This window comes from Syntrophales bacterium (genome assembly GCA_023228425.1).
In the GTDB taxonomy this organism is placed as follows: domain Bacteria; phylum Desulfobacterota; class Syntrophia; order Syntrophales; family UBA2210; genus MLS-D.
Genome location: JALOBE010000017.1, coordinates 17,473 through 32,412, shown reverse-complemented (window position 1 = coordinate 32,412; position 14,940 = coordinate 17,473). Strand labels below are relative to the sequence as shown.

The following is a 14,940-nucleotide window of genomic DNA, read 5'->3' as shown; positions in this document are numbered from 1 at the left end:
TGTAATGCCGGAGGCCCGGTTGCGCTCTCTCCTCTCCGTTCATTGAGGGCTTGACTGTTTGCTGGAGAATTATTGAAAAACTATCGATTTTGTCATTTCGACCGCAGGGAGAAATCTTGCAACATACGGTCTCCGTCCGCATCATTCCTCGGGATGTGCGCGCCGTGCCGTAAGGAACTTTTTGTAAAGCCGTCCTCTATCAGACGTTTTTCGATTTTTTACGAGTGCATCATCTATCGGGAGGAGGAAATGTCTTCAGAACAAACACCGCTTGTCAGCGTCCTCATGGGGAGTGATTCAGACTACTCCGTCATGAAAGAAGCCCTCAACCTGCTGGAACAGTTTGATATTCCCTGCGAGGCCGTTCTGACCTCGGCACACCGTTCTCCTGAACGAACAGGCCGGTTCTGTGCCGAAGCTGTGGAGCGCGGGGTCCGGGTCATTATTGCGGGCGCCGGTGCCGCCGCGCACCTGGCCGGTGTTATCGCCTCGTTGACGACACTTCCCGTTATCGGTGTTCCCATCGACTCCTCACCGCTGAGGGGTCTCGATGCCCTGCTTTCCACGGTGCAGATGCCGGGCGGTGTTCCCGTGGCTACCATGGCCATCGGAAAAGCAGGCGCCACAAATGGCGCTCTCATGGCAGTCCGGATACTTGCCCTGAATGACGCATCGCTCCAGGTGAAACTGAGGGACTATGCGCAGCATATGGCGCGCGGTCTGGAAGAAAAGCAGAAGACTCTCGGCTCATGAGCAGGCTGATCATACCCATCGGCCCCGCCGACCCTGCCGGGAACGCCGTCGATGAAGCTGTCATTATCCTGGCACGGGGGGGAGTGGTTGCCTATCCAACGGAAACCTTTTACGGTTTGGGTGCCGACGGGACCAATGAAAGCGCTATCGGACGGATTTTCGAGATCAAGGGCCGGGGCCGGCAGATTCCCCTTTCCGTGATCATCGGTGACCGGTCGGATCTGGGGCGTCTGGTTGCAAAGATTCCCGAAGGGGCACGGAAACTGGCCGACGCGTTCTGGCCCGGTGCCATAACCATACTTTTCGACGCCCTGCCGGACGTACCGGGGATTCTGACGGCGGGTACGGGGAAAATCGGGGTTCGTCTGTCGAGCAATCCCGTGGCCGCGCTTCTTGCCCGTCGGTTGGGCCGTCCGTTGACGGCCACCAGCGCCAATCCCTCAGGATTCCCGGAATGCACTTCCGCCGATGAGGTTCTGGCAACCCTCGGGAATAGCGTGGATGCCGTAATCGATGGAGGCGTCACTCCGGGGGGATCCGGGTCCACAATTATTGACGTGACCGTCGAGCCGCCGCTGGTTATCAGGGAGGGGGTTCTGGCGGTGACGGCAATCGACGCGGTTCTCGGGAGGCGATAACCGGCCGTTTCTCCCGACCCGATGCCGATTTCAAGACGCGTTCAACGCCTGTCTTCCCGACGGGGAAGCGTGATATCCACCAGCTCAACAGCAAAATGGCCCGCTTCTTCCGGGGGATTGATAAAGGCGAGCATGAAAGGTATGGGACCGCCCGGAGGGATCGTTACGCCCCTCTGATCCCTGCCGGAAGGCATCAGAAGCTCGCGCTCGATCTCTTTCTTCGTAAGGTTGCGCAATTCACCACCGGAGAGCAGGTTGCCGCAGTAGGCTTCCGTTTCAGCAACTGTACGTTTGTCGGCAGCCATCAATGTGCCCCGCACCCGTATCGCGGACAGGGGGACATCGTTCCTGTTGACGGCGATTCCCTCGATAAGAAGAATTTTACCGGTGATCCAGTTATTGTGAACTGATTCCTGGATATCCACGAGTTCGATGTTCTGCCGGACCGCATCCATCGACAGGGTTGTGTCCCGTGATCCGATCCATTCCTCGAGTGACGAAAATACCTTTGCGAATCCGGCTGTTACCGATGTTCTGACGGGGGGGCTCTGCCAGAAAACGAGCGTCGCGACAACACCTGCAAGACAGATTACCAGGAAGATGAACCAGCCCGAGACGAGCGGGCTCCGTTGCCCCGGGGCCGGCAGTGTATCGTAACCATCGGGCTCTTCCATTGGTGCAGTGTCGGTAACGTCCCGCTTTCCCTTCAGCCCGTCATCGGGTTCGGCTTCTCCGCTCTTGATGTCATCGAGCAGTTCAGCAATGCGCCTGAAGTCACTTTCTTCAGGAAGGCGGGGCTGTCCGGTCACCGGGTCTTCGCCAACGGCCCGGATGGGTCCGGGAGGGGATGAAAATATATGACCGCACCGGGTACACCTGAAACGAACCGGCCGCTTTTTGTTAACCACTTCGTCACTGACGCGATACCGACGTTCACAGCCGGGACATTGAACAATCACGGGTCACCTCCCGGGATAGCGGTTTCATCCAGCAGGTATATGTCGGGAAGACACCGGTATTGTTCATCATAGTCAAGTCCATAGCCTACGACAAATCCATTCCGGACGGAAAAGCCCACGTAGTCGGCTTGAAATTCCGTTTCCCTGCGCTCTTTCTTGTCGATCAGTGTGCAGGAACGCAGGGAACGGGGAGTTCTTCCCTTGAGCCGTTCGGCAAAAAAAGCGATCGTTATCCCCGTATCGATTATATCCTCGACGATGAGAACGTCCCTGCCCCGCACGGGGATTTCCATGTCCATCCTGATTTCAGCGACGCCCCGGCTTTCGGTTCCGGAACCGTAGCTTGCCAGCCGGGCGAAATCGATGACATGACCGACCGAAATATGACGGGAGAGGTCGGCAAGGAACATAAAGGCACCCTTCAGAATCGCTACGATCACCAGGTCTTTCCCCTCGTAGTCACGGCTGATTTCAGCGGCGAGCTCCCGAACCCGTTCCGCGATACGGGTTTTGTCGAAGAGAATACTCCCCCGGATGCTGTTCATGGTTTCCTCCCTGACCATTCTTCATAAACCAACCGGGGTTGGCTGTCAATTCAGAGACATGTTTCCACAACCCGCGACCGGTAACAGGAGATGAAGGCATCGAGGTGTTCTTCAATCAGGTTCTCCGCCCTTCGAAGTTCATCCAGTGACCCGAAGCATGAGGTGAGACTGAGGAAGATTGTGTCGAACCTGGACCGCTCGCATCCCAGGGCATCGTAATCGATATGACTGATCATGTACTGGGATCCGTCAAAGTAATATTTCCCCAGACGGTTCGTGTCGGGCGACCGGAAAGGCCAGGTTACCTTGAAAGAAAAAAAACGCCGCACCAGGTCATGCAGGGGACCGCGGGCAAGACCTTCCGGATCGGGCATTTCCCCCAGGCCCTCGGCAATAAAACGGAAGTATTCCTTTACCAGGTCAATGTCAGTAATGACAAGACCATAAAGGTACCAGTCATCCAAAGCGTTGACCACGGCCCGCTGTTCCGCTCTCGTCAGGAAATGGTAGCTTGGACAGAAGTGGCCGTCGCACAGGTCGCGCCCGTAAAAAGAAACATCCCGCAGATCCGTTCCCCCGTTCTGAAAGGGATGAAGAAGACATCCGACCCTGCGCCGGGTTTCGTCAAGATATCCAAGATATTCGCAGCAATAAATGACTTCGTAACGTTTCTCCTGTGATTCGATGGACTGAATACGTGACGCGAACGGTTCCAGGTCGCGGCGGTCCCGGACTTTTTTACGGAACAAAGAGGTTCGCTGTTCCAGGCGATGGGCCAGAGCTTCCCGGGAGCTGTCCCGGTAATTATACAATCCGCAGCAGGCGCCGCAGGACATACCGGGACCCGGTTGGCAGAGATGTATGTCTTCGGGTTGAAGCACGCTGAAACAGCCCTTTCTCCGTGATGCGGGCCCTATACTGCGAACGGGCGGGGAAAATCAAGTTCCGCGTTCAAGGTGCCCGCCTGGAGGACCGCTACCGGGTACCGAGGGTGACCAGGTAAACGACGGTTTCCCTCTCGCCGTCGAGAGCCATGATGTTGTTGACATCCCCGTCGCGAAAGGCTCCGATGGGAACGCCGCCCAGTCCGAGGGAGACGGCTTCCAGGAGAATATTCTGTGCTGTGTGGCCCGCCTCCATGTATATGTATCGGGTGCTCCGATTACCGTAGGAATTGAGGATGCGGTCCGGAACGGCGGTTATGACCAGTGCGACATCGGCTGTCTCGATCCACTCCTGGCCCAGGCATGCCCTCGTGAGAGGGTCAGCGAAGTCTCCCTGTTTTTGTACCGACAGGCTGTGGAACTCCGGCAGGTATCGGTAGATGCCCCGGGGTAATCCTTCCACGCTGTGTACGACGGCATAGAGTTCCAAAGGATAGGTGGCGCCGGCCGACGGGGCCGTTCGAAGATCCCGTCCCCGGAGGTGCTGTGTTATCCCCTGTCCGGCAAAAAGAAGCTGGCCGAGTTCGGCCCGGGTAATGCCCCGGGTCGAAAAACGGCGGACGGAACGTCGCTGTTCCAGGACTTCCTCCAGAATCATTCCCCTGAATGCCGGTTTCGGCAGTGAAATAACTGAACCATTCATGACGGCTTCCTCTTCCTTTCCTGCGCAGATCCCGTTCGGTGTATGCCGACCGCACCGTGCCCATACTACCTCATTTTTTCGGATGGTTCAAAAGAACCGCTGAAAACAGGGGGTCTTGCCTCAACGGAATGAGAAGTGTATGAAGAAAGATCATAACGGAACATTACAGGAGGGACCATGAACGCTGTTGTCAGACCCCGGGTGGTCATCGTGGGCGCCGGTTTCGGCGGTCTCTGGGCCGCTCGAACCATCGCGAACGAATCCGTTGAAGTTGTTCTCGTTGATCGGAACAACTATCACACGTTCCTTGCGCTGCTGTACCAGGTGGCTGCGGCACTGCTCGAGGCGGGGGACATATCCTATCCTGTGCGCAGTATTTTCAGAAAGCTGCCCAACGTGAGTTTCGTGCTGGCCCACGTTCATCGTATTGACGTTGACCGGGGGCGTCTCAAGACGGACGGTCCGGACATTCCGTTTGACTACCTGATTGTAGCCACGGGGAGCATCACCGACACGCTCGGAGTGGACGGCGTCGCGAAGCACGCATACTTTCTGAAGACACTTGAAGAGGGGGTGGCTCTCAAGAATCATATCATCTGCTGTTTTGAAGCGGCCGCCGGGGAACCCGACGAGGCTGCGCGTGCACGTCTTCTCACCTTCGTCATCGTGGGCGGCGGCGCCACGGGGGTCGAATATGCCGGAGCCCTGAACGAACTCGTGAGGGGGCCTCTTTCCCGGGATTATCGGGACATTGACTTCAGCGAGGTGAAAATCGTTCTGCTGGAAGCGGCGGACCGTCTCGTCGGCGGCATGCCCGGAGACATACAGGCATACACAGCGAAGAGATTGGAAAAGATGGGAGTGGATGTCCGGTTTCGGGCCAAGGTGGACCGGGTTACGGGTGAGTCGGTTACCCTTGATGGCGGCGAAACCATTCCGACCCGGACGGTGGTCTGGACAGCCGGTGTTCGGGGAGAACCCCTGCCGGAATATTCAGGGATAGCGACGGAGCGCGACGGTCGGGTTCCCGTTCTTCCCACGTTGCAGGTTCAAGGCCATCCTCACATGTACGTCGTGGGCGATCTTGCTTCGCTGAAAGACCGGGACAGACCCCTTCCCCTGGTCGCCCAGGTCGCCATACAATCGGCGGTAGCGGCTTCACGGAACATCATCCGGCAGGCAGCGGGGAAGGAGCCGCTGCCCTTTTCATACCATGACCGGGGATCCATGATAACCATCGGCAGAAACTCCGCCGGGGTCGCCATAGGCCCCCGGACCTACAGGGGGTTTTTCGCCTGGGTTCTCTGGCTTACCATTCACCTGTTCTATCTGATAGGGTTCAGGAACAGGATTATGGTGTTTCTCAACTGGGCCTGGGATTACCTGCTTTACGAACGGGCAGTGCGCTTCGTTTTTCCGGCGGAGACGGCTGCTTTTGAGAAACGGTCGGCCTGCTTTGCCCCCGGAGCCGATTCCGGGGAGCCGGAGCATGAGCGGGGCGCATGGGACGGAACACATTGAATCAATATCAAAAATTGTGTAAAGGGAATGAATCATCAGAAACCGGGGTCAGAGTACATATACATGACGAGAAAGAGCGAACGAAACATGACGGGACCGGGTGAAGACCGGTATCGCCGAATCTTTGAAGGCGTCCGGGAGGTTTGTTATGAAACCGATGAGTCGGGAATTATTCTCGACATTTCATCGTCAATCACACAGGTTCTCCAGTACGGACGGGAAGAGTTGATCGGCAGGTCCATGGCGAATCTTTTCGCCGACGATGACGCGAGCCGGGAGTTTTTCGATGTCGTCAGGGAGCGCGGTTCGCTCAACGATTTTGAAGCCTTTCTTGTAAGAAAAGACAAAAGCACCACCTGTTGTTCGATCAGTGCCCGGTACATCCATGATGATCCGGGGGCCCTGTCTCCGGGGATAATCGGTTCATTCAGAGACGTCTCCCGTTGGAAACGGACCGAGAAAGACTTGAGGGAAAGTGAAGAACTGTATCGAGCCCTGGCGGAGGAATCCCTGGCCGGTGTCTACATTATCCAGGACGGTTTTTTTCGCTACATCAATGCGAACGCTGCGGACTACATCGGCCATAGCCGTGAGGACCTGATCGGTCGAAAAGCCATGGATATTGTGCATCCTGACGACCGGAAAAAGCTGAAGGCCCATGCGCTCGCCATGCTGAAAGGAGAGAGCGAAGTTCCCTACGAATATCGGGTGATAACCAGGGACGGCCAGATCCGCTGGATGATCGAGACGGTGACGTCCATTACGTACAAAGGCAGGTCGGCGGTGTTGGGAAACTCCATGAACACCTCCTGGACCCTTTCAAGATTGGATATCGGAATCGTGCAGGCCATCATTGACGCCGTCCACGACGGTGTTTATGTCTCCGACATGGATGGTTTTTTTGTAGCAGCCAACAAGGGGTTTGAAAGGATAACCGCCATCAGCCGCATTGAGCTGGCAAAAAAACACACCAACTACCTCATCGAAAAGAAATATATCAGCGAAGCCGTCAACCTCGACGTCATGAGAGACCATAAAAGCAGGTCGAAACTGATCCGTTACCCCAGCGGAAAGGAGGTGCTTGTGACTGCCGCCGTGGTATGGGACAAGAACAGGCGGCCCGTGGGACTGGTCAGTACCATGCGCGACCTGACGGAGCTGAACAGGATGCAGAAAAAGCTGGTCCACTCTACCCTCCTTGTTGAAAAGTACAAGAAAAACCTGGATATTCTGTCAGAAAAGCTGGAAGCGACCAGGCAGGAATTTATCACCCATACATCTGAAGGAAGGTATGTGCTGGAGCTTGCGGAAAAAGTCGCGGGTTCGAGTGTCACCGTTTTGATAACGGGCGAGACCGGCGTGGGCAAGGACATCATTGCCCGGTACATCCATGGGCGAAGTCCCCGGGTCGAGAAAGGCGCCTTCATCAAGGTGGACTGTGCCGCCTTGCCGGCGAATCTCCTGGAGTCTGAACTGTTCGGGTATGAAAGGGGTGCTTTTACGAGCGCCAGCGGTGAGGGGAAACAGGGTCTCCTCGAAGCGGCCGACAAGGGGACCCTGTTCCTTGACGAAATCGGAGAGCTGCCCTACGAGCTGCAGTCAAAACTCCTCAACGTGATTCAGGATAAAGAGATCAAGCGTATCGGAGGGCTGGCCGTCCATCCCGTTGACGTTCGCATTGTCGCCGCCACAAATCGCGACATCGAGGAGATGGTCCGGAATAAAACCTTCAGGCAGGATCTCTATTACCGGCTGAGCGTTGTTCCCATCCATATCCCCTCCCTGCGAGAGCGTCGAGAGGACATTGTGCCGCTGGTTCTACATTTCTTGAACCATTTCAACGACCTTTACAATGCCAACAATTATATCTTCAAGGACGCGCTGGATTACCTGAAAGACTATCGCTGGCCGGGTAATGTGCGGGAACTGAAAAATATGATCGAACGGTTTGTTATTGTACATCCCGACACGGAAATCCGGGTCGCCGATATTAGAGCAGAAGAGGCAAACCAGAGCAAATTCGAATCGTCGATCCTGGGGCGTATAAAAATGCAGAATCGGATCGGATCGCTTAAAAATGCCGTGAGGCAGTTTGAAGAAGAGTTGATCAAAGCGGCACTGGACATGCACCCTACACTGGCTGAAGCGGCGGACGACCTGGGTATCGACATTTCCACCCTTACAAGGAAAAGACGAAAATACAATCTCCGTAAAAACTCCGGTTGAAATTCGAAGCATGGTCGACATCGAACATGTGCGTCAATGCACATATGTGCGGAAATGCACATGCTTCTTTGCACATTCTCAGGGCTTTCCATAGGTAGGTCTGTCGATATTTCAAGTGATTAAGAGCTTCTGTAAAGATGGCACGACTGTTGCTTGAGTTTTAGACAGCAGGGGCACAAGAGCATATTCACCCGCTCTTCATGATGCCCGGTGATGCGGTTCACAGACAGGCGTCCTGGTTGGTTTGAGAAATCGAACAGTGAAAAGGCGGTTGAATCGACGAACCGGCAATCGACAGTATGATGGAGGTACACGTGATGGAAATACTGGAACAGGGGAACGGAGAGATATTCTCGACAATAACGCCTGATGAGTTTCGCAGACACATGCGTGACAAAGCGGACAGGGCAAATCTGGATAAACGCATGGATTTGAAGGAGGCCATCAAGCGTTTTGTCCGTACGGGTGATTATTTGTCCATAGGGGGATGCAGCATCGTCCGGTTGCCCATGGCTTTTATTCACGAGATTTTAAGACAGGGGTTCTATTTCCGGATGGCCGCCGGAACCCGGACCTTCGACATTGACCTGTTGCTCGATAACGATCGAGTCACAGAACTGGATATCGGCTACATCCTGGGTCTTGAAATGCTCGGGATCCCCCAGTACACAAGGACCCGTGTCAGCGAGAGACTCTCCAAGGGAGAGCTCAAAATTACCGAATGGTCGAATGGAACCATGGCCTGGCAACACAAGGCGGCTGCCATGGGCGTGTCATTTCTGCCGGTGCGGAGTCTGGCGGGAAGCGATTCCTTCAAGTACAGCGCCGCCAAAAAAGTCAAATGCCCCTTCACGGGTATCGACGTGATCCTGGTCCCGGCCCTGTACTGCGATGCTTGTGTGATTCACGTCCACCGGGCCGACAAATACGGGAACTGTCAGATCGACGGCATGCTCAACGAGGACCTGGACAAGGCGCGGTCAGCAAAAAACCTGATCATTACAACGGAAAAAATAGTCGACACCGACGTTTTCCGCCAGGACGGATCGAAAACAGTGATTCCCCAGTTTTACGTTGATGCCGTGGTCGAAGTTCCCAACGGAGCCTATCCCACGAACATGCCCGGCTTGTACTACCTTGACCTGGATCACCTGAAAACCTATGCCAAGGCCGCCGAGGACCGCTCCGGCGAAGCGTTGAAGAATTATTACCTTGAGTATGTGTTCGGAACGAATGACTTCAACGAATATCTTGAAAAATGCGGTGGTCTGAAGCGCATAAAAGAATTGAAAAAAATCGAATTGATGGAAAGGAGCATGTGAGGGTCATGGAGAAAAAGCCTTACAATCCTATAGAACTCATGGCGTGTGTCGCCTCGAGATATATTGAAGACGGCAGGCTGATTTTCGCCGGAACGGGCATTCCCATGCTGGCCGCTTCGCTGGCCCAGAAGATCTACTGTCCCAACCTCGTGCTTGTATATGAAGCGGGCGGCATCTCGCCGGAAGCGTCCATGCTGCCCCTGTCTGTGGCGGATTCGAGAACTACCTATCGGGCCATCAGCAGCGCCTCCATGCCGGAGGCCTTTGAAATGCTGCAGAAGGGCATTGTGACGTACGCCTTCCTGGGAGGCGCGCAGATCGACCGGTATGGAAACCTGAACTCCACCATGATCGGTGATGATTACCTGAATCCGAAAACCCGGTTGCCCGGAAGCGGCGGTGCCAACGAACTCGGGTCGCTGGCATGGAAAACCCTGATCATAATGAACCACAGTCGTCGTCGCTTTGTGGAAAAGGTGGACTTCATCACCACGCCGGGCTACCTGGACGGCCCGGGTGCTCGTGAGCGTGCCGGTCTTCCCCCGGGTAATGGCCCCCACCTTGTTTTTACTGAGCTTGGGATTTTCGATTTTGAAAAGACCAGCAAGTGCATGCGCCTGCAGTCTCTCCTTCCCGGTATCACACGGGAAACGGTCATCGAAAACACGGGTTTTGAACTGCTTTATGCCGACACCATCAGGCAGGAAGAAGAGCCCACAGCGGAAGAGCTGAAAGCATTACGCGAGGAGGTTGATCCCTGGAGGGTTGTCCTCAGCCGGGGCGACAATAACAATAGCCGTTGACGCGAATTCGCGTCGGTGGTAATGTCGGCTGTTGTAACGAGGTTGTCATCGGAATCTGATGGCAGGGGTATTCCGCTGAATCTGGCGGGGGAACGTCACGAGAGAAAGAAAAGGAGAAGAAGTTATGAGGAAAAAAGTTGCACTTTTGGCTGCCGTCGTCATGGCGATGGTATTCAGTGCGGGCATTGGTTCGGCCGCGCCGATCAAGTGGACGATGGTTTCTACCTGGACGCCGGCTATCGATCTGCTCCAGGGCGACATTAATTTCGCGAAACTCGTAAACGAGCTGAGCGGCGGCCGCCTCGAAATCACGGTGTCCTCCGCGGGCGAACTGGTTCCCGCCACGGCGGTCTTCGACGCCGTCGCCCGGGGTTCCGTCCAGGCCGGAGGCGACTGGCCCACCTACTGGGCAGGCAAGAACAGTGCTTTTGACCTTCTCGGCTCGTATCCAATGGGATTTACAATGTACGACTATGTGAACTGGTATTACCATTACGGGGGCAAGGAAGTCGTCACGGAACTGTTCGGGAAATATGGAATCGTGTATTTCATGCACTGTGTCAGCCCCCAGGAGTCGGGTATACGGACCACCGTACCCGTAAGAAACATCAATGACTATAAGGGTAAAAAACTTCGGATGTCGGGAAAGGCCCAGGGACACATCCTCGGCAAGCTTGGCGCCGCCCAGGTCATGGTTTCCGGCGGTGAAATTTACCAGGCACTGCAGTTGAAAACAATCGACGGAGCCGAGTTCAGCGTTCCTTCCATCGACTGGAAGATGGGTTTCGGCGAAGTGACCAAGTTTAACATCGCGCCAGGCTGGCATCAGCCCGCGTCGACCTTTGGAGTTCTCATCAACAAGAAAGCCTGGGAAAGCCTTCCCGACGACCTGAAAATCATTGTCGAGCGTGCCGCCATGGCGAACGTTGCCTGGACGAGCAGCTGGTATGAGGTCGGCAATATAAAAGCCCTTGAGGCCTTTGAAAAAGCAGGAACCGAGGTTATCCGTCTTACCGATGAAGACCTCAAACTCATTGAAGCGTACTCATGGGAGCATCTGATTGCTGAATCTGCGGCGAATCCCGATTACGCGAAAGTTGCAGTCTCGATGTTTCAATACATAAAAGATTTTCAGAAAACGAGGGATTACCAGAAGCCCTTCGCGCACGGAAGAAATCCCTACACTATTCCGAATCTTCCGGGGCTGAAATAAGAAGAGAATGTCGCGGGAGCATCCGGACGATCAGGATGCTCCCGCATCCAACAGAAAGAGGTTTCCGGACATGAAAGCATTGCTTGCCATATCCCGGCGGATCGATACCTTCAGCAAATGGTCGGGCGTTATCTTCAGTTACCTTTTGATTCCCCTGGTTCTTCTTGTCGTCTTCGAGGTAATTACAAGACAGTTTAACCGCCCGACGATCTGGACTTTTGAGTCCGTCAGTTTTCTATACGGGGCGCACTTCATGCTTGTTGCCGCCTATGGTCTTCTGACGAAATCGCATGTGTGTATCGACTTGGTTTCGAGCCGTTTTTCGGTCAAGATAAATGCCATATTTTCTCTGATCTGTTATGTCTTACTGTTTTTTCCCTTCATTATCGTTTTTACGTACTATGGCATTGACTATTCGTACTTCTCATGGCTGTACCTGGAAACATCATGGAGTGCCTGGGGACCGCCATTATACTATATCAAGACGGTCATCCCCATAACGGCAGTTATGCTGCTGGTGCAGGGTATTTCAGAGGTCATCAAGAACATCGGTATCCTCACCGGGGTAAAGGAGGTGGCCGAATGAGTCCCGAATTAGTTGCGATTGCCATGTTTGCAGCGCTGGTGGTCTTTCTCTTCATGGGCCACCCCCTGGCCTTCGTTCTCGGCGGCGTCGGAACCTTTTTCGGCATCGTCTTCATCGGTCCCCAATTTTTCGGCATCTTCATGGACCGGATCTATGGAACCATGGACAACTTCGTCCTTGTGGCCATCACACTCTTCATCCTCATGGGGAACTTTCTTGCCTTGTCGGGCATAGCGGATAATCTCTTCGCGTCGTTACGACTTCTTCTCGGCCCTGTCAGGGGTGGAGTGGGCCTCGCCGTGGTGGTTGTCTGCATCATTTTTGCCGCCTGCACGGGGATCATCGGTGCCTCCGTCGTTACCATGGGGCTCCTGGCGGGACCCATACTGATCCGCTACGGCTATTCACGTGAATTGACAACGGGAGTCATTGCCGCCGGGGGAAGCCTGGGGATGCTGATACCGCCGAGCATCATGCTCATCATGATGGCAGACCAGGCGTCGCTTTCGGCGGGCAAGCTGCTCATGTGCGGTGTTGTCCCGGGCGTCACGCTGGGCGTTTTATACATGATCTACATTGCCGTCCGTTGCGGCATCAATCCCGAGGTGGGTCCTCCGGTTCCTCCCGAGGAGCTGGCACTGGTTCCCATGACAAAACGGATTACCGATACGCTTCGCTATGCGGTTCCGCCGGTGATTCTCATCGTGTGTGTCCTCGGGGCCATCTTCTTCGGTGTGGCCACGCCGACGGAAGCTGCGGGCGTGGGGGCCTTCGCGGCCTTTATCATGGCCTTAGCCTACAGGAAGCTGACCTGGGAGAATTTTAAGGAAACGCTTTACCAGACGTCCCGAACGACAACGATGGTGATCATCATCATCGTCGGTGCCACCTGCTTCACCGGTGTGTTTCTCGGCCTCGGCGGCGGAAAGGCCCTTGTTAATGCCATTCTGGGCCTGGGTCTGGGAAAATGGGGAACCTACATTCTCATCATGGCCATCTACATTATGCTGGGCTGTTTTATCGACTGGATCGGAATCGTCATGATCACCTTCCCGATCTTTCTGCCCCTGGCTCAAGCGCTGGGGTTCGACCCCCTCTGGTTCACGGCCATGCTGGCCATCAACCTGCAGATGTCCTTCCTCACGCCGCCCTTCGGCTACGCGCTGTTCTATCTCGCCGGGATCGGACTGGATGGTGTGAAGCTGCCGCACATCTACCGGGGCGTCCTGCCCTTCATGGCCATGCAGATAGTCGGCATCGCGGTGTGCACGATTTTCCCGAATGTCGTTCTCTGGTTGCCCAACCTGATGATGGGAGGATAGTGAAAGGGGCAGGCCCGTTTTTTAACAGAGTATCAAATCACTTCAATGTCTTGTGCACCCTCCTCACAGGCATGAGTGATTGCCGAAGGGGTGAGAAACATTGTTTTCTCCCCCTTTTTTATGGTGAAGGCAATGGTGATGATCGCGCCTGAAATCGAAAAACCTTCGCTTCGATGGAGGACGGTTTCGTACACGGTTTCTTTGTACGAAACCGTCAAAGATTACCGGAATTCAATCATTCCCTGGATGAAGCACATGGCCTTCCCTCAGATAGAATCGCCCCCCTTCAAGCATTCGAACCACGTCGAGCCGGATAAGCTCTTCGAGGGCTTTGGGCCGGTAATCCCTCATGCCTATGTTGATGAGTTGCGTTTTTGTGTAGGGGAGTTCAACCGCCGAGGAGGGGTCAAGGGCCTTTCTCGCCTTCAGGTCGGCAATTATGAAATCGCAGGCCCGTTTCATTTTCCATCCCCCGATGCGCAACGCAAGAATCAGGACGCCTATGGCGAAAAAAATCATGAGAATGGTTTTGACAGTTTCGGACATGAGAATCTTCTCCCGAATGCGGTGTTTTCAACTTGACATAAAACGTTATCTGCTATAGTAAATTTTCTTGATTCAATCAACCCTCTTGATAAGGAAAGGACGGAAGCACAGGTGGCAACCCACAGGTCAGCGGAAAAAAGGCATCGCCAGAGTGAACGCCGAAGGGCGAGAAACATATCAACAAAATCGCACGTCAAAACAAGAATAAAATCCCTCATTGCCGCTATCGAGGCAAAGGATTCCGACGGTGCCGGAGAAAAACTGCTCACGGCGACGAAAGCGATCGATAAGGCCGTCGGCAAAGGAATCATTCACAAAAAAACGGCAAGCCGCAAGATTTCCCGGCTGACCAGGAAAGTAAACGCCCTGCTTACCGTTTAAAATCCCGACAGCATGGTTCTATAGGCCCGTTCCGCAAGGTCGGAGGACAGTTTTTTGAGCGCCGCCGACCGACTTCTTTCTGTCGTGCCCGGATCATCGCTGACGCGATACACTTCTGTTCCCGAAAAGCCCTTTTGAGACCAGAGGATATCTCCGCTCCGTTCCTCGAAGATCAAGTCCAGACTCATATGAATTCTGTCCTCTATGGCACTTTCCGCGGTGGTGTAAGTCGCGCGGGAGGTAAACACGTTGGTGACGGTTCCACGCACCAGGGCGTCACCGTCCTCGGCATTTCCGGCGATGGAGAATCGTCCGCCCCGTCTGAACCGGTCGATGAAGTCGTTCCGCAGGTAGTTTTCAATCAGCGCCTCTGATGTCGCATTGATGAAGGGGGCGACGTAGACGTGCCGTATGGACGGGTCAATGGCGTCCGCGCTTCCCGCAAAGCGATAGCCGCATGAGGCGGACACCAGTACAGCCATGATCATCAGGGTAAAAAGACAGTTTTTACCCATATCGGGCTACCCTTTCGACAAGT

The 14,940-nt window shown here is 54.7% G+C and carries 16 protein-coding genes; 10 read left to right on the top strand and 6 right to left on the bottom strand.

What is annotated here, in order from left to right; translation table 11 throughout:
* Nucleotides 1-249 precede the first annotated feature (249 nt).
* The gene (gene purE / locus M0Q23_07605; GenBank protein ID MCK9528489.1) at nucleotides 250-753 is read left to right on the top strand and encodes a 5-(carboxyamino)imidazole ribonucleotide mutase; all 504 of its coding nucleotides are present in this window, start codon (nucleotides 250-252) and stop codon (nucleotides 751-753) included.
* Nucleotides 750-1,391, top strand: coding sequence for an L-threonylcarbamoyladenylate synthase (locus M0Q23_07600; GenBank protein MCK9528488.1), 642 nt, complete (start codon nucleotides 750-752; stop codon nucleotides 1,389-1,391). The genes purE and M0Q23_07600 overlap by 4 nt, the downstream gene beginning before the upstream one ends.
* Before the next feature lie 41 nt (nucleotides 1,392-1,432).
* Here M0Q23_07600 and M0Q23_07595 read toward each other — a convergent pair whose 3' ends face one another.
* The 4 genes from M0Q23_07595 to M0Q23_07580 all read right to left on the bottom strand — a co-directional run bounded on the left by M0Q23_07595 (nucleotide 1,433) and on the right by M0Q23_07580 (nucleotide 4,482).
* The gene (locus M0Q23_07595; GenBank protein ID MCK9528487.1) at nucleotides 1,433-2,350 is read right to left on the bottom strand and encodes a zinc-ribbon domain-containing protein; all 918 of its coding nucleotides are present in this window, start codon (nucleotides 2,348-2,350) and stop codon (nucleotides 1,433-1,435) included.
* Complete coding sequence (hpt, locus tag M0Q23_07590; protein MCK9528486.1) at nucleotides 2,347-2,895, bottom strand: hypoxanthine phosphoribosyltransferase; 549 nt, start codon at nucleotides 2,893-2,895, stop codon at nucleotides 2,347-2,349. Before hpt ends, M0Q23_07595 begins: the two co-directional genes overlap by 4 nt.
* Nucleotides 2,896-2,945: 50 nt before the next feature.
* On the bottom strand, nucleotides 2,946-3,776 hold the full coding sequence (locus M0Q23_07585; protein MCK9528485.1) for a hypothetical protein: 831 nt from the start codon (nucleotides 3,774-3,776) through the stop codon (nucleotides 2,946-2,948).
* 94 nt (nucleotides 3,777-3,870) lie between these two features.
* Nucleotides 3,871-4,482: a SagB/ThcOx family dehydrogenase gene (locus tag M0Q23_07580; GenBank protein MCK9528484.1), complete on the bottom strand. Its 612-nt coding sequence runs from the start codon at nucleotides 4,480-4,482 to the stop codon at nucleotides 3,871-3,873.
* A gap of 177 nt (nucleotides 4,483-4,659) precedes the next feature.
* On the opposite strand from M0Q23_07580, the gene M0Q23_07575 reads away from it, so the two are divergent.
* The 7 genes from M0Q23_07575 to M0Q23_07545 all read left to right on the top strand — a co-directional run bounded on the left by M0Q23_07575 (nucleotide 4,660) and on the right by M0Q23_07545 (nucleotide 13,475).
* Nucleotides 4,660-6,003, top strand: coding sequence for an NAD(P)/FAD-dependent oxidoreductase (locus tag M0Q23_07575; GenBank protein ID MCK9528483.1), 1,344 nt, complete (start codon nucleotides 4,660-4,662; stop codon nucleotides 6,001-6,003).
* 87 nt (nucleotides 6,004-6,090) lie between these two features.
* Nucleotides 6,091-8,229: a sigma 54-interacting transcriptional regulator gene (locus M0Q23_07570; protein MCK9528482.1), complete on the top strand. Its 2,139-nt coding sequence runs from the start codon at nucleotides 6,091-6,093 to the stop codon at nucleotides 8,227-8,229.
* Nucleotides 8,230-8,546: 317 nt separating this feature from the next.
* The gene (locus M0Q23_07565) at nucleotides 8,547-9,551 is read left to right on the top strand and encodes a hypothetical protein (GenBank protein MCK9528481.1); all 1,005 of its coding nucleotides are present in this window, start codon (nucleotides 8,547-8,549) and stop codon (nucleotides 9,549-9,551) included.
* A gap of 5 nt (nucleotides 9,552-9,556) precedes the next feature.
* Nucleotides 9,557-10,354 carry a ketoacid-CoA transferase gene (locus M0Q23_07560; GenBank protein MCK9528480.1) on the top strand — a complete coding sequence of 266 codons (798 nt, stop codon included), beginning with the start codon at nucleotides 9,557-9,559 and terminating at the stop codon, nucleotides 10,352-10,354.
* A 124-nt stretch (nucleotides 10,355-10,478) separates the two neighbouring features.
* A complete protein-coding gene (dctP, locus tag M0Q23_07555) occupies nucleotides 10,479-11,567 on the top strand; it encodes a TRAP transporter substrate-binding protein DctP (protein MCK9528479.1) in 1,089 nt (362 codons plus the stop codon).
* 70 nt (nucleotides 11,568-11,637) lie between these two features.
* Nucleotides 11,638-12,153, top strand: a complete 516-nt coding sequence (locus tag M0Q23_07550) for a TRAP transporter small permease subunit (protein MCK9528478.1) — start codon at nucleotides 11,638-11,640, stop codon at nucleotides 12,151-12,153.
* Nucleotides 12,150-13,475 carry a TRAP transporter large permease subunit gene (locus M0Q23_07545; GenBank protein ID MCK9528477.1) on the top strand — a complete coding sequence of 442 codons (1,326 nt, stop codon included), beginning with the start codon at nucleotides 12,150-12,152 and terminating at the stop codon, nucleotides 13,473-13,475. Before M0Q23_07550 ends, M0Q23_07545 begins: the two co-directional genes overlap by 4 nt.
* A gap of 231 nt (nucleotides 13,476-13,706) precedes the next feature.
* Here the strand turns inward: M0Q23_07545 and M0Q23_07540 are convergent, their stop codons facing one another.
* Nucleotides 13,707-14,021 carry a hypothetical protein gene (locus M0Q23_07540; protein ID MCK9528476.1) on the bottom strand — a complete coding sequence of 105 codons (315 nt, stop codon included), beginning with the start codon at nucleotides 14,019-14,021 and terminating at the stop codon, nucleotides 13,707-13,709.
* Nucleotides 14,022-14,132: 111 nt separating this feature from the next.
* Here M0Q23_07540 and rpsT point away from each other — a divergent pair, with 111 nt between their 5' ends.
* Nucleotides 14,133-14,402, top strand: coding sequence for a 30S ribosomal protein S20 (gene rpsT / locus M0Q23_07535; protein ID MCK9528475.1), 270 nt, complete (start codon nucleotides 14,133-14,135; stop codon nucleotides 14,400-14,402).
* On the opposite strand, the gene lptE is transcribed toward rpsT, so the two are convergent.
* On the bottom strand, nucleotides 14,399-14,917 hold the full coding sequence (gene lptE / locus M0Q23_07530) for an LPS assembly lipoprotein LptE (protein MCK9528474.1): 519 nt from the start codon (nucleotides 14,915-14,917) through the stop codon (nucleotides 14,399-14,401). The two genes, rpsT and lptE, sit on opposite strands and share 4 nt — an antisense overlap.
* Nucleotides 14,918-14,940 lie beyond the last annotated feature (23 nt).